The organism is Halomonas colorata (assembly GCF_014897985.1).
Lineage (GTDB): Bacteria > Pseudomonadota > Gammaproteobacteria > Pseudomonadales > Halomonadaceae > Vreelandella > Vreelandella colorata.
In genome coordinates this window covers 1-19,258 of record NZ_JABUZA010000019.1, presented here as the reverse complement: position 1 = coordinate 19,258, position 19,258 = coordinate 1, and the positions used below count along the sequence as shown (strand labels likewise).

Below are 19,258 nucleotides of genomic sequence, written 5' to 3'. Positions count from 1 at the left end.
CCGGCGTTACAAACGGCGAGCGCTGACTTCGGCACTTCTCAAGCGATTAGCCAGCTTGTCGAGAATGCCGTTCACGTATTTATGGCCGTCGGTTGCGCCAAACGACTTGGCCAACTCAACCCCTTCATTGATAACTACCCGGTACGGCACCTCCATACGGCGGGAAAGCTCGTAAGCCCCCAGACGTAAAATAGCTAGCTCTACCGCATCCAGATCTTCCAGACGGCGATCCAGCAAGGGAGATATTTCACGATCAAGCTCAATCTTAAAACGCGCGGTGTTGTGCAGAAGCTCGTGGAAAAGCGCCTTGTCAGCGATTTCCATCACCTTAACCCAGTTTTCATGATCTTCCAGGTCATCATCAGCTACCTGGCTACGAAACTCGGCTTCAACAGCAGTAATCGATTTACCGGTCATCTGCCACTGATACAACCCCTGTACGGTCAATTCACGGGCAGCGTGACGGCTCTGCTGTGCGGCAGAGGGCTTACGCTCACGGCGCTCGCTCATTGTGAATCTCCTAGCGGTATCGCGCGCAGCAGTGAGACCATTTCCATCGCTGCCATAGCGGCTTCCGTTCCCTTGTTGCCCGCTTTGGTACCCGCACGCTCAATCGCCTGCTCGATGGACTCAACGGTCAATACGCCATTGGCGACCGGCGTATCAAACTCCAGCTGCAAATGGTTCATCGCAGTATTACAGCCGCCTGCTACGTATTCAAAGTGCGGCGTACCGCCACGAATCACCGCGCCAAGCGCGATAACCGCGTCAGGTTTCATCACTTTAAGCACACGCTTTACCGCAAGCGGCAGTTCCCAGGCACCCGGAACGTGAACAATATGAATATTCTCGGCATCTACACCGTGACGCGTCAAACTATCAATAGCGCCTTCTACAAGACTATCAACCACATGATGGTTGAACCTGCCAACCACGATAACGTAGCGGCCATCGACGTCGACAAACGTACCTTCTACTTGAGAGAGGGATTGCATCAATTTATTCCTGCTGAGAAATTGGCTCATACACGGTGTCATTCGGCCCCACGAGCTCGACAACTTCAAGATCAAAGCCTGAAAGGGCCGAAAACTTCCATGGTGAGCTTAGTAGCCGCATTTTACCAACGCCTAAATGGCGCAGAATCTGCGAGCCAGTACCAATCGTTAAATAATTACCCGTGCCATCGAAGTCGCTGGTGCGCGGCTGACGCACGCGGTCCAAAAACACGTCTAACTGATCTTTTAAATCCTGATGCGGACGGCCGTCATCAATAAGCACCAGAACGCCGGCAGACGAGCCGGCGATCTCTTCAAGCGCCCGATGGGCATTCCAGCGCCCCTGCTCATCTTTGGCTAAGCCGAGCACATCACGCAGCGTATCCGCCAAATGAACGCGAACGGTGGTTGCCTGATCCGGAGTGGGCTGCCCCTTCACGAGCGCTAAATGATGCGCCCCCTGGATGCGATCACGGAAAACATGCAGCGCCAGCTCCCCTTGAGAAGTCATGACGGTGGAGGTTTCCACATGATCAACCGTCTGCTCATGAATAATACGGTAATGAATCAGGTCGGCAATGGTACCGATTTTAATATCATGCTGCTTGGCAAACGCCTCAAGTTCAGGCCGACGCGCCATGCTGCCATCATCATTCATAATCTCGCAAATCACACCGCTTGGGTCACAACCGGCTAAAGCGGATAAATCGCAGGCCGCCTCTGTATGACCTGCGCGGCGCAATACGCCACCGGGCTCGGCCATCAGCGGAAAAATATGCCCAGGCTGCACAATATCAGTCGGTTTAGCATACGGTGCGCAAGCCGCTTGAACCGTGCGCGCGCGATCAGCGGCCGAGATACCGGTTGTGACACCTTCCGTTGCTTCGATGGAAAGCGTGAACTTGGTACCAAAGCCCGAACCGTTATCACGCACCATCAAGGGCAAATTGAGCTGCTCGCAACGCTCTCGCGTCATCGGCATGCAGATAAGGCCACAAGCAAAGCGTGCCATAAAGTTGATATGCTCGGCCTGCACCTTCTCGGCCGCCATGATGATATCACCTTCATTTTCGCGATCCTCATCATCCATGAGGATCACCATTTTGCCCTGGCGAATATCGTCCACCAGCTCGGCGATAGAGGCTAAGCCCCCAGAGGAGGAATGCGCCATGGAAGCTCCTAAATATGAATTCGCACGGTATGCGATGTGGCGCAACGTCTTCGCTGCGCGATACTTAAAGATTATGATGCCAACGCTGGCGATACCAAACTGGCGACCTGAATTTGCGACAAGAGTACCTTGCTATCACCACATGCGCTAGTCAGGCTGAGGCGAGGCAATAATACGCCAATCACGACCAACAGCGCGCATATCATGAATGGTTAAACGCCGTTGATCCGCCATTCGTGAAAGCCCAGGCAGCGCAAAGAGCGGCTTTGCTTCACCACCCAATAAAGTGGGAGCGACAAAAAGTTGAAGCTCATCTACTAGCTGAGCATCTAACAGCGCCCCGGCAAGCGTAGCCCCTGTTTCAACCAGTAACTCATTAACCTGCTCGTTTTCAGCCAGCCACTGAAGCAACTCCTTCAGCGGAAGGCGTCCATCACTACCCGGCTCAAACACATGCACTTCAGCACCGGCGGCGATCAACTTAGTGCGTTTTTCAGGCGAATGTGCAGGCGTTGTCATGATCAGCGTTCGGCCCGGCTCGGTTAAGCAGGCCGCGGCCAGCGGTAAGCGCAGCCGGGTATCCACAATAATGCGTAACGGCTGGCGCAAAACTACCGTATCTGCGTTTGCCAGCTGCAATTGCTCAGCCCGTAAAGTCAGCCGTGAGTCGTCCATAATGATCGACTCAACACCGCTTAAAATAGCGCTGGAACGCGCCCGCAAACGCTGAACATGACTGCGCGCTTCAGGACCGGTTATCCACTGCGACTCACCTGATCCCATCGCCGTGCGGCCATCCAGACTCATGGCCATTTTCAGGCGTACAAAAGGACGTTGATGCTCCATACGGGCAATAAAGCCCGGGTTCAAGGCGCGTGCATCCTGCTCCAGCAGTCCCACGCTGACCTCGATGCCTGCCGCCCTGAGTACCTTGATTCCGTTCCCACTCACTTGTGGGTTAGGGTCCACCATGGCGACGACGACCCGCGCTATCCGGGCATTTTGGAGCGCTACCGCACAGGGCCCCGTTCTCCCAGTATGTGAGCAAGGTTCTAGGGTAACGTACGCCGTAGCGCCCCTTGCATGCTCACCGGCGGCATTTAGCGCGTTGATTTCGGCATGGGGCTCACCGGCGCGCACGTGATACCCCTCACCCACAATCTGCCCAGGTTGGCCAGGCAACTGCTGTACGATGACACACCCCACCCGCGGATTGGGGTCGGTGGTATACAGGCCCTTTCTTGCGAGCTGGAGGGCGCGCGCCATGTAACGGTGATCTAAGTCACTAAACGGGACAGTAGCACCCATTACGTATCGTCCTTCTCATGCCCTGGGGTTATGCGGGACGGTTCCTGAGAAAGGCGGTCAATTTCAGCGCGAAACTCGTCCAGATCCTGAAACTTACGGTATACGGAGGCAAATCGAATATAGGCAACTTGATCCAGGTTCTTTAAGGCCTGCATCACGGATTCGCCGATGTCACGCGCGTTAATTTCCCGGTCCCCCCTGGCGCGCAGCGTTTGACGAATACGTTCAACCGCCGCTTCAATAGATTCAGCACTGACCGGGCGTTTTTCTAATGCACGCACCATTCCATCGCGTAACTTTGCTTCATTAAAGCTTTCACGGGAGCCATCTGACTTTACGACCCGAGGCATCAGCAGCTCGGCCGTTTCGTAAGTAGTAAAGCGCTCATGGCAATTAGCGCACTGCCGACGCCGACGCACCTGATCGCCTTCCGCTACCAGTCGCGAATCGGTCACTCGAGTATCAGTAGCACCACAAAAAGGACAATGCATAGCGGTCAACCTGTTGTCAGTCCGTGCTGTAAGCTGCACGAGTAAGCGTGTTATAACCTAATTATCACTCACTATTTTCAAGCGCGTTTTTTATCTCTTATCGGGCGTAAACTCAAACGCCGTAAGGGGTTAAACGCGGGCCATAATGAAACGTCGGCGGCCTGTTACCCTGCATTGTAACGATTTGGCACACAAGCTGCATTTGTTCAATGCTAGTGCTTAATGAATTCAGGAGACAAATGGTTGATAAGGAGCCCCTTATGCCGACGTTTGAAAAGAAGGTTCACGGTTATCTGACGCATCTTTATGGCCCTCGCGCCGATGAAGTCCTGCGTCGTCTGGGCCAGCATCTCGATCACTTCCGTTCGTTAAGCGCGTCAGCATTAACCGATGCGCCAACGCACTGCGGCTCGGCACCAACATGGAGCGAAAAGGATCAGTGGTTGATCTGTTATGGTGATTCCATCATCGACACTGACTCCCCGCCTCTCGCCGTCCTGAACGATTTTTTACAGACGCGCCTGGGCGATCGCATCAGCGGTGTGCATGTTTTACCCTTCTTTCCCTGGAGTAGTGATGACGGTTTTTCGGTCATTCACTACCGTGAGGTCAATCCGGAACTTGGCGACTGGCAGCATATTCAGACACTGGCCCAACATTATGATGTGATGGCGGATCTGGTGCTGAACCATGTTTCCCGGGAATCGCTCTGGTTTGTCGATTACTTAAGCGGCAGCCTGCCGGGCCGCGATTACTTTATTGAAGTAGATCCTGAAACGGATATTTCCCACGTTACCCGCCCGCGTAGCAGCCCCCTACTCGTTCCGGTGGCAACACGCCGCGGCACGCGCCACCTATGGGCAACCTTTTCAGAAGACCAGCTTGATTTAAACTTTGAAAATCCTGATGTGCTTTTGGAGTTTGTGGGAATTTTGTTGTTCTACCTACAGCAAGGGACGCGGATCATTCGCCTGGATGCCGTGGCATTTTTATGGAAGCGTCTGGGTACTTCGTGTATCCATCTACCTCAAACGCACACTGTTGTACGCCTGTTACGTGCCGTCGTGGATGAAGTTGCGCCAGGCACCCTGCTAGTTACCGAAACCAACGTGCCCCACGAAGAAAATATCAGTTACTTCGGTCTGGAGCGCCTGCCCGAAGGCCCGCCTGATGAAGCACATATGGTGTATCAATTTGCGCTCCCTCCGCTGCTACTTCACACCTTAACGCGGGGCGAATCGGAAACCCTGCAAGCATGGTTATCAAGTTTACCGGTATTGCCGTACCAGTGTACGTACCTGAACTTTACCGCAAGCCACGATGGTATTGGCGTGCGCCCTTTGGAGGGATTGCTGCCTAACCATGAGCGCGACGCACTTTTAGAGCTGATGCATCGCTTCGGCGGTTTTGTCAGCATGCGCAGCAACCCCGATGGCAGCGATACACCTTACGAAATTAATATCACTTGGTTCGAAGCAATGCGTGGCACCCACCGTGGCCCAGACCCATGGCAGGTAGCACGCTTTTTGTGCAGCCAAGCTATTATGCTGAGCCTACAGGGGATTCCAGCCCTGTATATTCATACGCTGACCAGCACGCTCAATGATGTCGAAGGCGTTGAGCGCAGTGGCCGCTTACGCTCGATTAATCGGCGTCGCTGGCAGCGCAGTGAGCTTGATCTACTGCTCGATAACACCACCAATCCGACGCACTATATTTTCCAAGCACTGTGTCGCCTGCTTGAACAGCGCCAGCAGGAACCATGCTTTCATCCCAGTGCTGCACAGCGCGTACTTACTTCGCCACCGGAGCTTCTTGCCATCGAGCGCGGCCCGTTACATAGCGGGCGCCGGCTACTTGCTCTGTATAATGTCACCGACAAACCATTATGTTTGTCAGACATGGGAGAAGCCGTGGCACAATCGCTTGAACAGCACAATTGGCAAGCGATTGAGCCCGAAAGCGCGCATCTAGAGGACACGCTTTCGCCTTATGCGGCACGCTGGCTAATCGCCTTTACATAGTGTTTTATATTAGTAGTGCTTAGGTATTTAGCACTCAGGTATTAATAGTGCTCGGGTATGAATAATGCCTGGGTATTAATAGCGTTTGGGTATTACCTGACGATAGGCTCTGCTACGTTATGGCATCGACTGGGTTTGTCTTTTTGCGCAATCGCGTATACGCAAGGATGTTGTAATGTCATTTAGACACAGCTTTTTTAGCCCTTCTGCATTGAGTAGTTTTTTTTTGTTGGCAGGCGTTAGCACAAGCCAGGCGAGCGAATTGCCAGCTCCGGTGCAAGCATTAGCCAATCAGGGGTGGGAAATTCATGGCCAGTTTGATGCCCCCGGTGGCCTAACAGGCTATGGTGCAAGTACCCAGGGGCAGGAAATTGCGATCTACCTTACCCCTGACGAAGAGCATGCCATTGTCGGTACATTAACAGATAGCCAAGGTAACAACCTGACAGAGGCCCAGCTGGATGAGCATGTACGCGCGGCACTTGAGGCTGAAACATGGCAATTACTGGAAAACAGCCACTGGATACAGGATGGCAACCCCGAAGCCCCTCAGGTAATTTATACCTTTACCGATGCCAACTGCACTTATTGTCAGGCGTTTTGGGAACAAACGCGCCCCTGGGTAAATGCCGGCAAGGTGCAGCTACGCCACATTATGATAGGTATCTTAGCGCCCGATAGCCCTGGAAAAGCCGCTGTTCTACTTGGCGCTGATGACCCCAGCGCAGCACTTAAGCGTAAGAAAGAGGGCGAAGTAATTACCGCGAGTGCGCAGCCACGCGAGATCGAAGAACAGGTATACACAAACAACCAGCTGTTTGAAGCATTAGGGCTTTACGCTACGCCCACCAGCGCCTTCCAACGGGAAACGCCTAACGGTGATCTGCGTATCGACCGAATACAGGGTATGCCCGATGAAGCTCGTCTGATAGAAATGATGGGGAGCCCAGCGCCCTAAGTTTTAAACCCTAAGTCTTAAACAAAAGCTAATTGAATTTAGAATATCAACATAACCTATTGATATAAGCCGCCCTTTGTTGGCGGCTTTTTTATAGACGTCTTTCATACCAAAAATATATGTAAATTAGGCTAACGTCGTAGGCAATTAGGCCGATATACCAAAGTCATTCATTAATAGCTTGATTGTTATAGGACACACATGACTCGATTGACTACGAATCAACAACTTTGGAGCATTTTGGGGATCATCTGCCTGGCCATGCTGACGCTGGTTGGGTGGTTAACGTGGGAATCTCGCCAAACCATTGAGCAAGAACGTCGTACGAGTATTCAACATGTGGTTGAAAGCCTTCATTCTCAGTTGGAAACATTGCAAACCAAAGCAAGCAATGGAGAACTAACCCTGCAAGAGGCCCAGCAACGCGCCATCGATAGCTTGGCCAATGCAAGCTTCGCTGAGGGTGAATACGTCTTTGCTTTTGATGACCAGCTAAAGATCGTCTCCCACCCTAACCGCCCACGAGGCGAAGATATGAGCAGCTTTACAGATACCCAAGGTATGCACTTGTATCCTGCGTTTCTTAATGCCGCACGCTCAGGTGGAGGACATGTCGAATATTTTTCCCGCCGCCTTTCGGGTGACGAAGAATTTCCAAAAATCAGTTATTTCGCTTACATCCCCGAATGGAACTGGGCGTTTGGCGCCGGCATCTATGTCGACGACATTCAAGATGCTTTTATCAGCAATCTTATCCGTTCTCTAATAGCGCTGATGATTATTGGCATTCCCGTGACCGTGCTTATGGGCTGGGTCATCCGCGATGTAGCTCGCCGCCTAGGAGGGGACCCACGTTACGCGGCCAGTATAGTCCGCCATATTGCAGACGGTGATTTGACCCGCAACACTCAGCTTTCCAGCAATGACCACGATAGCCTACTGTTTGATATTAATCGCATGCGGGAAGCGTTAGCCGACACGATAGGCGATATTCACCACGGTGCCGATCAGGTAAATAATGGTGTTGATCAGATTGTGGGCGTGAATGAAGAGCTTTCAACACGCACCGAACAGCAGGCCGCTTCACTTGCTGAAACGGCGTCAAGCATGGAAGAGCTCACGGCAACGGTGAAGCAAAATGCCGAGCATGCGGACCACGCGCGCAAACTGGCGACCACCACCGCCGAAAAAGCACAGCGGGGCAGCGATGCGATGACGGCAGTAGTGAGCACCATGGCCAACATCAATGAAAGCTCGGCCCAAATGAGCAGCATCGTTAACACGATTGACGCTATCGCGTTCCAAACCAACATTTTGGCGCTTAATGCCTCGGTTGAAGCGGCCAGAGCCGGTGAACAAGGCCGCGGCTTTGCGGTTGTCGCGAATGAGGTACGCCAGTTGGCCAGCCGTTCGGCATCTGCTGCCCAGGAAATTAAAAAGCTGATCGAGAACTCAGGCGCCAAGGTAGCCGATGGTAGCCAGCAAGTTCGCAATACAGGTGAAATCATTAATAACGTGGTCACCGATATCCAGCAGCTCAGCACGCTAGTACAGGAGATTTCAGCAGCGACCAGCGAACAAAGTAGCGGCATTGAGCAGGTGAATCTGGCGGTCACGCAAATGGATCAAATGACCCAGCAAAACGCAAGCCTGGTACAAGAGAGCAATCGTGCAACACAAGCTCTGTCCCATCTGAGTGTTCAATTGCGCCAGCGTGTGGCTAACTTCCGCATTCATCAAACCGAAGAAGATAGCGTTCGCTCCCTTCCCGAATACAGTTAGGAAGTGGTTGCACCAGGCCTTGTCGCTGGCTAAAGCCTGCTCCCACAATGCTCATCAGGCCTTTTGGACTGGACAAATATTAAGAAACCCAATGCATTAAGGCTCGGGGCTGGGTAAACATTGTGGGAGCTCAGTTCCACTGGGCGAAGGAGGGCGAAGGAGGGCGAAGGCCTCCCGGGGTTAAACCCACCCCATTCGCTGGCTGAAGCCTGCTCCCACAATGCTCATCAGGCCTTTTGGACTGGACAAATATTAAGAAACCCAATTCATTAAGGCTCGGGGTTGAGTAAACATTGTGGGAGCCCGGTTCCACTGGGCGAAGGAGGTCGAAGACCTCCTGAGGTTAAACCCACCCCATTCGCTGGCTGAAGCCTGCTCCCGCAATGCTTATCAGGCCTTTTGGACTGGACAAATATTAAGAAACCCAATGCATTAAGGCTCAGGGTTGGGTAAACATTGTGGGAGCCCAGTTCCACTGGGCGAAGGCCTCCTGAGGTTAAACCCACCCCATTCACTGGCTGAAGCCTGCTCCCGCAATGCTTATCAGGCCTTTTGGACTGGACAAATATTAAGAAACCCAATGCATTAAGGCTCAGGGTTGGGTAAACATTGTGGGAGCCCAGTTCCACTGGGCGAAGGCCTCCTGAGGTTAAACCCACCCCATTCACTGGCTGAAGCCTGCTCCCGCAATGCTTATCAGGCCTTTTGGACTGGACAAATATTAAGAAACCCAATGCATTAAGGCTCAGGGTTGGGTAAATATTGTGGGAGCCCAGTTCCACTGGCCGAAGGCCTCCTGAGGTTAAACCCACCCCATTCACTGGCTGAAGCCTGCTCCCACAATGCTTATCAAGCCTTTTGGACTGGACAAATATCAAGAAACCCAATTCATTAAGGCTCAGGGTTGGGTAAACATTGTGGGAGCCCAGTTCCACTGGGCGAAGGAGGCCGAAGGCCTCCCGGGGTTAAACCCACCCCATCGCTGGCTAAAGCCTGCTCCCACAATGCTTATCAGGCCTTCTTGGGTTGCCCCTCATTCACTGGCTGAAGCCTGCTCTTACCATGTTCTTCGAATAAACCTACACCTTGCCCTGGTTATCCAACGCTACGGCTTCATGCATGCGGCTTAATACATCCGGTACGGCCGCCTGCACGCGGTTCCAGCTGGGAATAAACGGCCGCTCGCGCGGGTTATCCAGAAACAGGTTGCCGGCTTCTAGCAAGTTACTCGCAAACAGCTCTACCGCCTGCTCTTCACAATGGCGGTCCAAGCTCAAGCCATTCATGGTAGCGTCATGGTCATAGGCTTCTATCAGGTCCAGCGCCAGCCGGTAATAAGTGGCTTTTAGCGTCCGGAAATCTTCGCTGCTAAAACTCACGCCTTGAGTGGCCAATTTACGATAGAGCGCTTTGGAAATATCCAGGCTCATTCGGTTTAGACCACTATTGGGGTCCTCTTCACTGACAGGCTGATGTTTGTGATCATAGGCATCAGCGATATCTACCTGACAGAGCTGACGATGGGAGTAGTTACGCTGCAGCTCAGACAGCACACCAATTTCAAGCCCCCAGTCTGCAGGAATACGAATCCCTTCCAATACCTCGCTGCGCATAGCAAACTCACCAGACAGCGGGTAACGAAAACTATCCAGGTACTCCAGGTAAGGCATTGGCCCACACACGGTTTTCAGCGCACGGAGTAAAGGGGTTACCAATAAGCGTGACACACGGCCATTAAGCTTTCCTTCAGCAATCCGCGGGTAGTAACCTTTACAGAAACTATAGTTAAAGCGCGGGTGCGCAACCGGGTACATTAAGCGCGCTAAAAGCCCTCGATCATAGGTAAGAATATCGCAATCATGTAGCCCAACGACAACTGAGCGATGGGAAGCCAAAACATACCCGGCGCAATACCAAACGTTACGCCCTTTACCTGGCTCCAATGCTCCTAGACCATGGCTTTCAAGCTCTGCATCCAACTCACGTAGGCGTGGACCATCGTTCCATAAAATGCGGGTATGCTGCGGCAAACGTGAAAAGAATTCTCGGGCGTATAAAAACTGGTCGCGATCCGCGCGATCCAGCCCAATCACAATTTCCTGCAAATAAGGTACTTGCGCCAATTCATCAATTATTCGGGATAGCGCAGGCCCTTCCAACTCTGAAAACAATGACGGCAAGATCAAGCCCATAGGGCGGCGTTTAGCAAACTGGATAAGCTCCTGCTCCAGCGCCTCAACAGGGCGACGGGTGAGATTATGAAAATCGGTTATCACCCCGTTTTGATGAAAATCACTCATGGGCATCCCTCCTTGGCGTTATTGAGTCAGCGCAACGGTTTTCGTTGCCAGATTTAACTGGCGGCTATCCTGCTCCCACCAGTACGCGACTCCTTCTGCCCATCCAACTGGCCCAGCTTTGTTTGTGCGATATAACGCCGCGGCCTGCGGTGTAACAGGTGCTTTATGACAACCTCGAATAACCACTGCTTGATCGACCGCCTCCAACATCGTTAGATCATTAGGTCCGTCGCCCAGCCCTAACGAGAGTGGCGTGCACCCTCTTAATTTGGCAAAACGCTTGATTAGCCATGTGACAGCGCAGCCTTTATCGGCGCCACGACCCATAACGTGCCAAAAGCGTCCGCCTTGAGTAAGCTCAAGGCCGTCGCCGCTTAGCGCTAACCGGAAGTTTTCGAGCGAAACGGCATCATCTTGCCAAATTAGCGGCTCGCTGCCTTCGCGCTTGCAGGCATCCTGTGCGCGCGTTTTATCTAACCCCGTCAGTTTGACGACGTCCTGGACACTCAGCTCGCCCATACTGGTAAAACGTACATCTAACCGTTGGCGCCATACCCTTAAACGTGCTCGGATAAATCCGATATCAACGCCGGCGTGTTTTGTAACGATGCCATCACGCCCACTGCCCGGACGGTCAAGACGTGCATGACACCAACTGGGCGGCAAGCCAATAATGGCGCCATTTTCAGCTACAAAAGGTGTTCCCGTAAGTCCAAGCAATTCACGCAGCGGCAATAATTCAGCACGCGTCTTACTGGTCACGGGGATTACCGGCACGCCTAATTGCTTTAGGCGCGACAAGCTGGGTGCCGCAGGTGAGAAATCATAGCTATGGTGATCGAGTAGCGAACCATCTAAGTCGGTGAGCACCAAACGTGACCGATGCTCCGCATCAGGCAACTCGGGTAATAATGCGGTACAGGCATGTTCAGACATAGCATTACCTCTTTTGGCTTAAAAAAGCCGCCAAGCTTTGTCGTTAATGACCACCTTAAATGTGCATTTAATATGCCAATATATAAAAAACATTGTTTATTAAAACCTTAATGAACAACACTGCATGCCTTACATAAGGCAATAATTTAATACGCCCGCCCCAAGCATCATTATTGTGCAGCTAAAACGGCTCTTATTAGTAAAATCTCTATCTTTTAAGCTATCGCACTGCTTCGCCCGCTGAAGCGATCTCCCACAGGGGTAAGGTGCTTTGAGCCGGGTAAGCACCTTTCATCAGATGTATTAATGCCACCAACGGTGAGGTGGGAGCTGAATTTATTCGGCGATGGCGGCGCCAGCCGCCCTTAACCCCGCCACGCTGCACACTGCTTCGCCCGCTGAAGCGATCTCCCACAGGGGTAAGGTGCTTTAAGCCGGGTAAGCACCTTTCATCAGATGTATTAATGCCACCAACGGTGAGGTGGGAGCTGAATTTATTCGGCGATGGCGACGCCAGCCGCCCTTAACCCCGCAGCGCTGCACACTGCTTCGCCCGCTGAAGCGATCTCCCACAGGGGTAAGGTGCTTTAAGCCGGGTAAGCACCTTTCATCAGATGTATTAATGTCACCAACGGTGAGGTGGGAGCTGAATTTATTCGGCGATGGCGGCGCCAGCCGCCCTTAACCCCCGCCGAGGTGTCGGACCATCGCTAAAGTGATCTCCTACTCAACATGAATAACCACTTCTACCCGCCGGTTGCGCGCTCGCCCCTCTGGGGTTTCATTATTGTCAAGCGGCTGAGTCGCTGCCAAGCCAACGGCTCGCAAGCGCTCAGGCGCAACTCCTTCGGCCTCCAGTGCTTCCACAATGGCTATCGCTCGGGCGCTTGAAAGTGCCCAGTTAGAAGAGAACTCATCGGTGCTGATGGTTTGGCTGTCAGAATGGCCTTCGACCCATACTTCACCGTCGTAGCGCTGTATGGTTTCTAACAGGCTACCTACCAATGAGGAGCCTCCACTGGTTAGCTCTGCAGCCGCTGAAGGAAACAGCAATTGATCCTGTACCCGCAAACTAATCCCTTCCGCGACACGAGATACCTCAACACCTTCCAGGTTTGGCAAGTAGGGAGACGTTTCGACCCGCTCGGCTAACGCGACCTGGACGGCCTGGGCGCTATTGATGGCGTCTACCTTTATTTCTTGTACCTTTATTTCTTGCACATTGACCGGCGGACGATCGGTTAGCAATACCATGTAGTTTGCCAGCGGAGCCGCCGGAACATCATCACCGGCGGGCACTAACGCGGTAGGTAATACCACCGGCGGAAGCCAGGCTAATGGCTCATCAAGCTCTACAGGCGGCAGAGGATCAAAGTCTGCAAGCGCTAGCAAAGGTGGCGGCGAATCAGGCGCAGGTCTTGGCTTAGGTAAACCCGCCACCCCTAACGCGGCACTTATCGCGAAAGGATCTAGCCCGTGTCGCCACTCTTCTATAACGCGGTGCTGCAGCACGTTTTCCATGGCATCAGGAAGCGGCACTTCAAGCACAGGGGGAGGCGCTTGAGCGACATCTTCTGGCGATGTTTGAAAAATATCAGGTGCCGTTTTGCCCGCCGCTGCCACAATAATGACGAATAGCGCTACCAGCAGTGTCATGATATCGATATAGCTAATCATCCACCCGCTACTACTTTCATCGGTTGGGTACGCTGACATTAGCGAATCATGGCGCGGACCGCTGCGATGATCTTCAAGCATTCGTGTTATCGCTCATTCAAGTTTTCAACCTCGTGGCCGATTATTACTAGGCATGATAAAACTCATCTAGTCTAACAAAGACCCCATGAAGCGATAAGGAACCTCTGGTGCATAGCAGCTTAAGTCGTCTTTTTACTACTCAATTATTTCGCCTTGCCAGTGTAGGGATTACTGGTTTGATGCTGAGCGGCTGTTTCTATGCCAACACCTCGCAGGCCCCTATAGCCACCACCTATCCCTATACAGAGCAACAACGCATGCAGGCTGCCCATCACTGGGAAGTCCTGGCTCGCCATGAAGCCAGCAATATTTTACAGCGTGAGCGGGTTCGCTTCCGTGATTTACATATTACCGAACCTGATCATCCAGGTCTGAACGTCTATAGCGGCGGCGAGTTTGATCGTGGTTTTCGTACGCTGCTCACCAGCGAATTGGTCTCACGAGGTGCCAACTTAACCACCGTACCGACACCCAATGCCGCCAATATACATATTGATGTAGAAGTCGTTGAGCATCGTGACCGCGGTTTTATTCGTCCGCCAATTGGAGCATTTACGGCGTTAACGGCAGGCGTCGCGGTGGCTACCATCCCGATCAACCACTGGGCAGAGCCTGCGCTTGGATTAATTCCTGCGGCGATGATAGCTGATACCGTCAGCGGTAGCTGGACTACTACCGGCAATGAAGAAGTGATTATCACCACACAGATTATTGATGGTGAGCGTATTCTTTACTCTTCATCAAATATTTATTACATCAACGCAGGCGACCGCCGCCAATACGCGCCTCACCGTGTCCCTAGAGCACCGGCGACACCCACCGTTTCCATCACCAATACCTGGTAACGTCATGCCTTTTAAATTTTTTGCTACGCCATCATTGCGTCAACGTTTATCCACCAGCCGCCTATTGCTGATGGGCGTTTTATTGCTATCCATGGCGGGCTGCAGCACGATGGGCAATTCAAATAATAAACCACCAGAACCCGCACCAGACCTTTCTGAGTTGGCTCATAAAGCAGCGCAACAGATGGTTGCAAGCAATCCAGACCTTACGCGCTACAGCCCTATGATTGCCGCCACCTTTGTGAGTATTGATAACCTAAGCCAGTCCTCCACGTTTGGGCGTATTAGCTCGGAAATAATGGCTTCCGCTCTTGCCCAGCAAGGCATGCAGGTCCGCGAAGTAAAAATGCGCGACAGCATGTTTATTGAGGAAAGCGTAGGCGAGTTAATTCTTTCCCGCCAAGTGCAGCGCTTAAGCTCCCAACACAACGCCCGCTCTATATTGATGGGCACTTATGCTCAAGGGCAGGACTATTTATATGTCAGCGCCAGGGTGGTGCGTTCAGGCGATGCCATGGTGCTGGGCAGTGCAGACTTTCGCATAAAACTGGACAATAATATGCGCAGCCTATTGGAAGGCCAGGGAGGCTGGTAGACTATCGGCTTTTGCCGCTAACCAAGCGGCAATGATTGCCAGCCAGGAACATTTTCATGTCCGCATCATCTGCCTTTAAAAATGCGATTATTGTAGGAACGAGCCGCCTCATTAAGCTCTTGGCCAACGTTACCAAGCTTCTAAGCTATGTTTTCCATGCTGTTTTCCCCAGCAAGCGCTTCACTTTACCCGAACACGCGGCACCGCTGCTCTCCCCTAAAGGAGAGCCTTTCATACCACGCATTATTTGGCAGACCAACTTTACAAACAGGGTCACGCTACCCGTCTACCTCAACTATCTCTTTAACCGACTGATGGCTCCCCGGTTCGAATATCGGTTTATGGTGACTGATGCAAGACACCAATTTATCGCCGAAAATTTTAATCAAGAAATACTTGCCAGCTATGAACGATTGCAAATTGGAGCAGCGCAAGCGGATCTATGGCGCTTATTAGTTCTTCAAAAACATGGTGGGGTTTATCTTGATATAGATGCTCACGCTATCTGGCCGCTAGCCCGCGTGGTGCCTGAAAATATTAACGAACTGTATGTCATTACCCGGCAAGGCCATTTCAGCAACTACTTTATTGCCAGCCAACCCGCCAACCCCAATTTAGCCAAGCTGATTGATAGAGCATGCGCGAATATTGAGACTAACGAATCTAAAAACGTGTTTGATATTACCGGCCCTGGCGTTTTTAATCAGGAGCTTGATCAAACAAACGTGCCGACTGCCTCCTATCGACATGCTTGCAACCAGGGCAGTTTTACCAACGAGTACTTTCAATATATTGATAAACCAGCAGGCAAGTGGACAAAAGAGCAGAAAAAGGTGGAAGTGGTTGCCCCCAAAACATCGCCACGCAAACCTTAACCTCACCACCGCCCTTATTTCCCTATTGATATTGAGTAATGCGTGATGCTGTGACGCTTACTCGATTATTTCTTTGCACTATACGTGCCCCATAGCACAGCCAGCCAGAACGCGTAAAACATGGCACCACTATTATGCGCAAAAAAAGTTTGCGAAAGGCCAAAATCAATATAAGCCACAGACAATAACGTGCCTGCTACGGCTAACGCTCTAGTTTCATGATTGGAATGCCGTAAACCTGAAGCAAACATCCGCATGGGCACTAGGTACAACAATAGCAATACTACCACCCCCAAGATCCCGCGCTTTGCAAATGCATCGATGATGTCATTGTGCGCATGGCCAAATCCAGAAGCAGCGACTGAAATATCGCCTTTCTCGCCTAACTCGTGCATGGCTGACTGATAGCCAGCCTCCCCCCAGCCTAATAAGGGGCGGTCTGCAATCAACTGCGTTGCTCCTTGCCACATTTCAAACCGAAGCCCAAGTGAGGTGTCTCTTTCTGCTCCTGTTACGTAGCTGCTGATATCGCTGGCTGCTTCTTTTACCCGCTGCTGAAGGCCGGTTTGGGGCAATAGATAAAGCGTTGCAATAAGCAACGCTACAAAACCCACAATACTGAATTTAACCCGCGCAGAGAAGCAGTGACCATAGCTGCGATAAAGCACCATGCCTATAATGGGCAAACCAATCCAGCCTCCTCGGCTACCCGAAAATAACGATCCCAGCATGCCGCACAGCGCACCTATTAATAAGAGCGCCACCCATTTATATCGGGAGCCTTGCACGGCAGCCCAGCCCAAGCCTGCTAAACACAACACCCCCATTAGCATACTTAAATTGCCAAACTGTATGGGATGCAGAAACCCACCGGCACGCCATACTTCTTCACCGAATTTTTGCCAGGCAGCCAGCGTCCCTGCACCGATTGCGCCTACCCCAATACCCGACCACAGCCAAGATAGCCGCGGAGGAACACGCAGAATCAACAGTAACACGGGTATCGCCAATAAAAACCGCACCGGGCGGTCAAGCTCGCGCGCACTAAGCTCAAGCAAAGAAAGCGCACCAACCACAACGCCATAAATACCCAACGCGGCGATAATCCATAGGTCTTGCGGCTTGAGCTTACAGGGCAGACGTTTAACTAAAAGCAGCCCACTGGCCAATAGCAGCATCACAGGACCGATTGAATAGCCCGATGGCACGACCAGCGCTAAGGCGCTCATCAAAAACACCATGCCACTTGTCATTTGATATAAAGGCTTTGTAACGACCATTTAGCGCTTCCAGCAGAAAACGAAGGCCGGTGATAGTAGCACATCTCCCCAAGGGGACTAGTAGGCGCAAATATGCTTAGCAGGCTTATACGCTATCCATACTAATATCTTAGAAATCACGTCAGCCAAAAAAAATGCCCTCACTATTAGCATGAGGGCATATCGAACAGATAGGAGTCACCGGGTCTTTTTATGCGGCTAAAAATTCCGATGATGAGGGCTCAGCTACACCCGCCAACGTCACAGGAGTAAGTTCTTCCCCATCATAAAGAGACTCGATGCTAGGGGTAGCCGCGATGTCCATTCCCCAATCAACCTCTTCCGCATAAATTTCATCGAAGGGGGTGCGCGCTCCTCGCTCCGGGATCAAGATGGCTAATTCCGGATCAATGGTATCAAAGCCATCGTTACCCAGCGCCTGCATAACGCCAATCATGCTGAGAACCCCTTCAAGAGTTAGCGCGCTTGCGACTGCATCAAAATCAAGCTCTAGCCCCTCCAGCGCTTTTAACTCAAATTCCTCAAGCCCACGCTGTTCTATTAAAAGTGCCGGTGTACCATCTATCGCTATTCCATTACGGCCGATATCCGCCGCATCGCCGCCAGGGAATAAAGATAGATACCCATAATCAAATAGCTCAACCCCTTGGGCAAGTGCCACAGCAGCCTGCTGAGCGGTAGCCGTTATAGACGACTCGACGCCGTCATTGGTTGGCCACAGAATCGACATGGTCTCCAGCTCGCCCATCTCATTGAGATAGTTATTCTGATTGTGATAATCGAGAATCAAATCCGGCTGAAACGCTTCCAATATTTGACGTACTGCTAAGGTCTCAGGGATTAGCGCCGGATCAATCGTTTCGCTGGCATCCCATGTGCGGTTGAGATCAATATCTGCTGAGTTACGACGTGGGTCTAATGTAGTTTCAGGATCGCTATTACCTGAAACCAGCTGTTCCCAGCGCTCAAAACCATCTGGATTAACTCTGGGCATCACGGTCAATGTGACCTGCTCACGCAACGATTGAGCTGCCTCACTATCGCCACTCAACCACTCCAGCAGGTGCATCGCGGATTCGGTGCCCACGGGTTCATCACCATGCTGCTGGGTCACGATCATTAATTTACGTGACCCTTCCCCGACAGTGGCGCTATACAGCGGACGGCCTTCTAAGGACTCCCCCGCCTGCACCAAGCTTAAAGTATCGTAAGTAGCATCTAACTCTGCCAAGTCCTGATAAAGCTGCTCGTTTGACCTGAAGCCGTCTTGTACTAGCGAACGCTCAGCATCGTACTCGTCACTTGATACGTTCGCGGAGTAGAAATCCGCAATTGATGCATATGCATGCAGCGCTTCTGCATCAGTACCTTTCGCAGCGTTGGTAATAGCGAGCAAAAGAGCCTGAGGAGAATAACCATTTTGGGCTTGTTCAGACCAGTAAGATACTGCCTCAGCTTCTGCTTCACGCGCAAACAAACGTTGGTATACCTCATTGACCCAACCGTTATTATCAAGCTGAGCAAGCACTTCCCGTTGAGAAGCAAACTCGTCGGATAACAACATTTGCTGAAGAATACCCTCAAGTTTTAAACTTCCTGTTTCCAGCTCATGCAGCCAGTAATTAAATCCATCCGGATCTGCGGCTCGGCCAAACATCGCTAAATAGTACGACTGCAACTGCTGTGATGGAGTTAGCATTTTTGTCTCCCGACATCATCAATTACGTTCCCTGTCGCCCGTTAGCCACAAGAATCTACGCTCTGCTTTAAATCAACGCTACGCTGATGCATAGTTATTAACTAACGACTGATCTAGCTATAGCTTAAGTCTGATAGCAGTGTCAACGAATCACGGAACCAGACTAGGTTTTGTACGAAAAGTCATTTCTGCTAAATTTGTCTATGCAATAGCTGCATAGGAGAACAGTCATGGTCGGGCG

At 51.7% G+C, this 19,258-nt stretch carries 16 protein-coding genes; 6 read left to right on the top strand and 10 right to left on the bottom strand.

Annotated features, from left to right (window positions below; all coding sequences use genetic code 11):
* Nucleotides 1-6: 6 nt before the first annotated feature.
* From nusB to nrdR, 5 genes are all read right to left on the bottom strand, one after another.
* On the bottom strand, nucleotides 7-510 hold the full coding sequence (nusB, locus tag INT33_RS11055; RefSeq protein ID WP_192539651.1) for a transcription antitermination factor NusB: 504 nt from the start codon (nucleotides 508-510) through the stop codon (nucleotides 7-9).
* On the bottom strand, nucleotides 507-995 hold the full coding sequence (ribH, locus tag INT33_RS11050; RefSeq protein WP_192539652.1) for a 6,7-dimethyl-8-ribityllumazine synthase: 489 nt from the start codon (nucleotides 993-995) through the stop codon (nucleotides 507-509). Before ribH ends, nusB begins: the two co-directional genes overlap by 4 nt.
* A 4-nt stretch (nucleotides 996-999) precedes the next feature.
* Nucleotides 1,000-2,166 (bottom strand): bifunctional 3,4-dihydroxy-2-butanone-4-phosphate synthase/GTP cyclohydrolase II, encoded by a 1,167-nt coding sequence (ribBA, locus tag INT33_RS11045; RefSeq protein ID WP_193091881.1) that lies wholly within the window; start codon nucleotides 2,164-2,166, stop codon nucleotides 1,000-1,002.
* 147 nt (nucleotides 2,167-2,313) lie between these two features.
* Nucleotides 2,314-3,474, bottom strand: a complete 1,161-nt coding sequence (gene ribD / locus INT33_RS11040; protein ID WP_193091880.1) for a bifunctional diaminohydroxyphosphoribosylaminopyrimidine deaminase/5-amino-6-(5-phosphoribosylamino)uracil reductase RibD — start codon at nucleotides 3,472-3,474, stop codon at nucleotides 2,314-2,316.
* Nucleotides 3,474-3,965, bottom strand: coding sequence for a transcriptional regulator NrdR (gene nrdR, locus INT33_RS11035; RefSeq protein WP_193091879.1), 492 nt, complete (start codon nucleotides 3,963-3,965; stop codon nucleotides 3,474-3,476). The genes ribD and nrdR overlap by 1 nt, the downstream gene beginning before the upstream one ends.
* A 260-nt stretch (nucleotides 3,966-4,225) precedes the next feature.
* Here nrdR and INT33_RS11030 point away from each other — a divergent pair, with 260 nt between their 5' ends.
* From INT33_RS11030 to INT33_RS11020, 3 genes are all read left to right on the top strand, one after another.
* Complete coding sequence (locus INT33_RS11030; RefSeq protein WP_193091878.1) at nucleotides 4,226-5,989, top strand: sugar phosphorylase; 1,764 nt, start codon at nucleotides 4,226-4,228, stop codon at nucleotides 5,987-5,989.
* Nucleotides 5,990-6,164: 175 nt separating this feature from the next.
* Nucleotides 6,165-6,947, top strand: coding sequence for a thiol:disulfide interchange protein DsbG (gene dsbG, locus INT33_RS11025; RefSeq protein ID WP_193091877.1), 783 nt, complete (start codon nucleotides 6,165-6,167; stop codon nucleotides 6,945-6,947).
* A gap of 201 nt (nucleotides 6,948-7,148) precedes the next feature.
* Nucleotides 7,149-8,729, top strand: a complete 1,581-nt coding sequence (locus INT33_RS11020; RefSeq protein ID WP_193091876.1) for a methyl-accepting chemotaxis protein — start codon at nucleotides 7,149-7,151, stop codon at nucleotides 8,727-8,729.
* 1,079 nt (nucleotides 8,730-9,808) lie between these two features.
* Here the strand turns inward: INT33_RS11020 and INT33_RS11015 are convergent.
* From INT33_RS11015 to INT33_RS11005, 3 genes are all read right to left on the bottom strand, one after another.
* A complete protein-coding gene (locus INT33_RS11015) occupies nucleotides 9,809-11,029 on the bottom strand; it encodes a glycosyltransferase family protein (protein ID WP_193091875.1) in 1,221 nt (406 codons plus the stop codon).
* Nucleotides 11,030-11,047: 18 nt separating this feature from the next.
* Nucleotides 11,048-11,965 (bottom strand): HAD-IIB family hydrolase, encoded by a 918-nt coding sequence (locus INT33_RS11010; RefSeq protein ID WP_193091874.1) that lies wholly within the window; start codon nucleotides 11,963-11,965, stop codon nucleotides 11,048-11,050.
* Between the two features lie 723 nt (nucleotides 11,966-12,688).
* On the bottom strand, nucleotides 12,689-13,723 hold the full coding sequence (locus tag INT33_RS11005; protein ID WP_193091873.1) for an OmpA family protein: 1,035 nt from the start codon (nucleotides 13,721-13,723) through the stop codon (nucleotides 12,689-12,691).
* Between the two features lie 107 nt (nucleotides 13,724-13,830).
* Between INT33_RS11005 and INT33_RS11000 the strand changes: the two genes are divergently transcribed.
* From INT33_RS11000 to INT33_RS10990, 3 genes are read left to right on the top strand one after another with little or no spacing between them, the layout of a single operon-like run.
* Nucleotides 13,831-14,568 carry a hypothetical protein gene (locus tag INT33_RS11000; RefSeq protein ID WP_193091872.1) on the top strand — a complete coding sequence of 246 codons (738 nt, stop codon included), beginning with the start codon at nucleotides 13,831-13,833 and terminating at the stop codon, nucleotides 14,566-14,568.
* A gap of 4 nt (nucleotides 14,569-14,572) precedes the next feature.
* Entirely contained in the window at nucleotides 14,573-15,163 is a 591-nt protein-coding gene (locus INT33_RS10995; protein WP_193091871.1) for a FlgO family outer membrane protein, read from the top strand.
* 56 nt (nucleotides 15,164-15,219) lie between these two features.
* Nucleotides 15,220-16,038: a glycosyltransferase family 32 protein gene (locus INT33_RS10990; protein WP_193091870.1), complete on the top strand. Its 819-nt coding sequence runs from the start codon at nucleotides 15,220-15,222 to the stop codon at nucleotides 16,036-16,038.
* 65 nt (nucleotides 16,039-16,103) lie between these two features.
* Here INT33_RS10990 and INT33_RS10985 read toward each other — a convergent pair whose 3' ends face one another.
* Both INT33_RS10985 and INT33_RS10980 read right to left on the bottom strand, forming a co-directional pair.
* Nucleotides 16,104-17,267 carry an O-antigen ligase family protein gene (locus INT33_RS10985; protein ID WP_226940158.1) on the bottom strand — a complete coding sequence of 388 codons (1,164 nt, stop codon included), beginning with the start codon at nucleotides 17,265-17,267 and terminating at the stop codon, nucleotides 16,104-16,106.
* A gap of 241 nt (nucleotides 17,268-17,508) precedes the next feature.
* Nucleotides 17,509-19,017, bottom strand: a complete 1,509-nt coding sequence (locus INT33_RS10980) for a M14 family zinc carboxypeptidase (protein WP_193091868.1) — start codon at nucleotides 19,015-19,017, stop codon at nucleotides 17,509-17,511.
* Nucleotides 19,018-19,258: the final 241 nt, after the last annotated feature.

What these genes read in the sequence shown, in the direction of transcription:
- nusB (WP_192539651.1), bottom strand. Translation starts at nt 510, where the DNA reads ATGAGCGAGCGCCGTGAGCGTAAGCCCTCTGCCGCACAGCAGAGCCGT.
- ribH (WP_192539652.1), bottom strand. Translation starts at nt 995, where the DNA reads ATGCAATCCCTCTCTCAAGTAGAAGGTACGTTTGTCGACGTCGATGGC.
- ribBA (WP_193091881.1), bottom strand. Translation starts at nt 2,166, where the DNA reads ATGGCGCATTCCTCCTCTGGGGGCTTAGCCTCTATCGCCGAGCTGGTG.
- ribD (WP_193091880.1), bottom strand. Translation starts at nt 3,474, where the DNA reads ATGGGTGCTACTGTCCCGTTTAGTGACTTAGATCACCGTTACATGGCG.
- nrdR (WP_193091879.1), bottom strand. Translation starts at nt 3,965, where the DNA reads ATGCATTGTCCTTTTTGTGGTGCTACTGATACTCGAGTGACCGATTCG.
- INT33_RS11030 (WP_193091878.1), top strand. Translation starts at nt 4,226, where the DNA reads ATGCCGACGTTTGAAAAGAAGGTTCACGGTTATCTGACGCATCTTTAT.
- dsbG (WP_193091877.1), top strand. Translation starts at nt 6,165, where the DNA reads ATGTCATTTAGACACAGCTTTTTTAGCCCTTCTGCATTGAGTAGTTTT.
- INT33_RS11020 (WP_193091876.1), top strand. Translation starts at nt 7,149, where the DNA reads ATGACTCGATTGACTACGAATCAACAACTTTGGAGCATTTTGGGGATC.
- INT33_RS11015 (WP_193091875.1), bottom strand. Translation starts at nt 11,029, where the DNA reads ATGAGTGATTTTCATCAAAACGGGGTGATAACCGATTTTCATAATCTC.
- INT33_RS11010 (WP_193091874.1), bottom strand. Translation starts at nt 11,965, where the DNA reads ATGTCTGAACATGCCTGTACCGCATTATTACCCGAGTTGCCTGATGCG.
- INT33_RS11005 (WP_193091873.1), bottom strand. Translation starts at nt 13,723, where the DNA reads ATGCTTGAAGATCATCGCAGCGGTCCGCGCCATGATTCGCTAATGTCA.
- INT33_RS10995 (WP_193091871.1), top strand. Translation starts at nt 14,573, where the DNA reads ATGCCTTTTAAATTTTTTGCTACGCCATCATTGCGTCAACGTTTATCC.
- INT33_RS10990 (WP_193091870.1), top strand. Translation starts at nt 15,220, where the DNA reads ATGTCCGCATCATCTGCCTTTAAAAATGCGATTATTGTAGGAACGAGC.
- INT33_RS10985 (WP_226940158.1), bottom strand. Translation starts at nt 17,267, where the DNA reads ATGAGCGCCTTAGCGCTGGTCGTGCCATCGGGCTATTCAATCGGTCCT.
- INT33_RS10980 (WP_193091868.1), bottom strand. Translation starts at nt 19,017, where the DNA reads ATGCTAACTCCATCACAGCAGTTGCAGTCGTACTATTTAGCGATGTTT.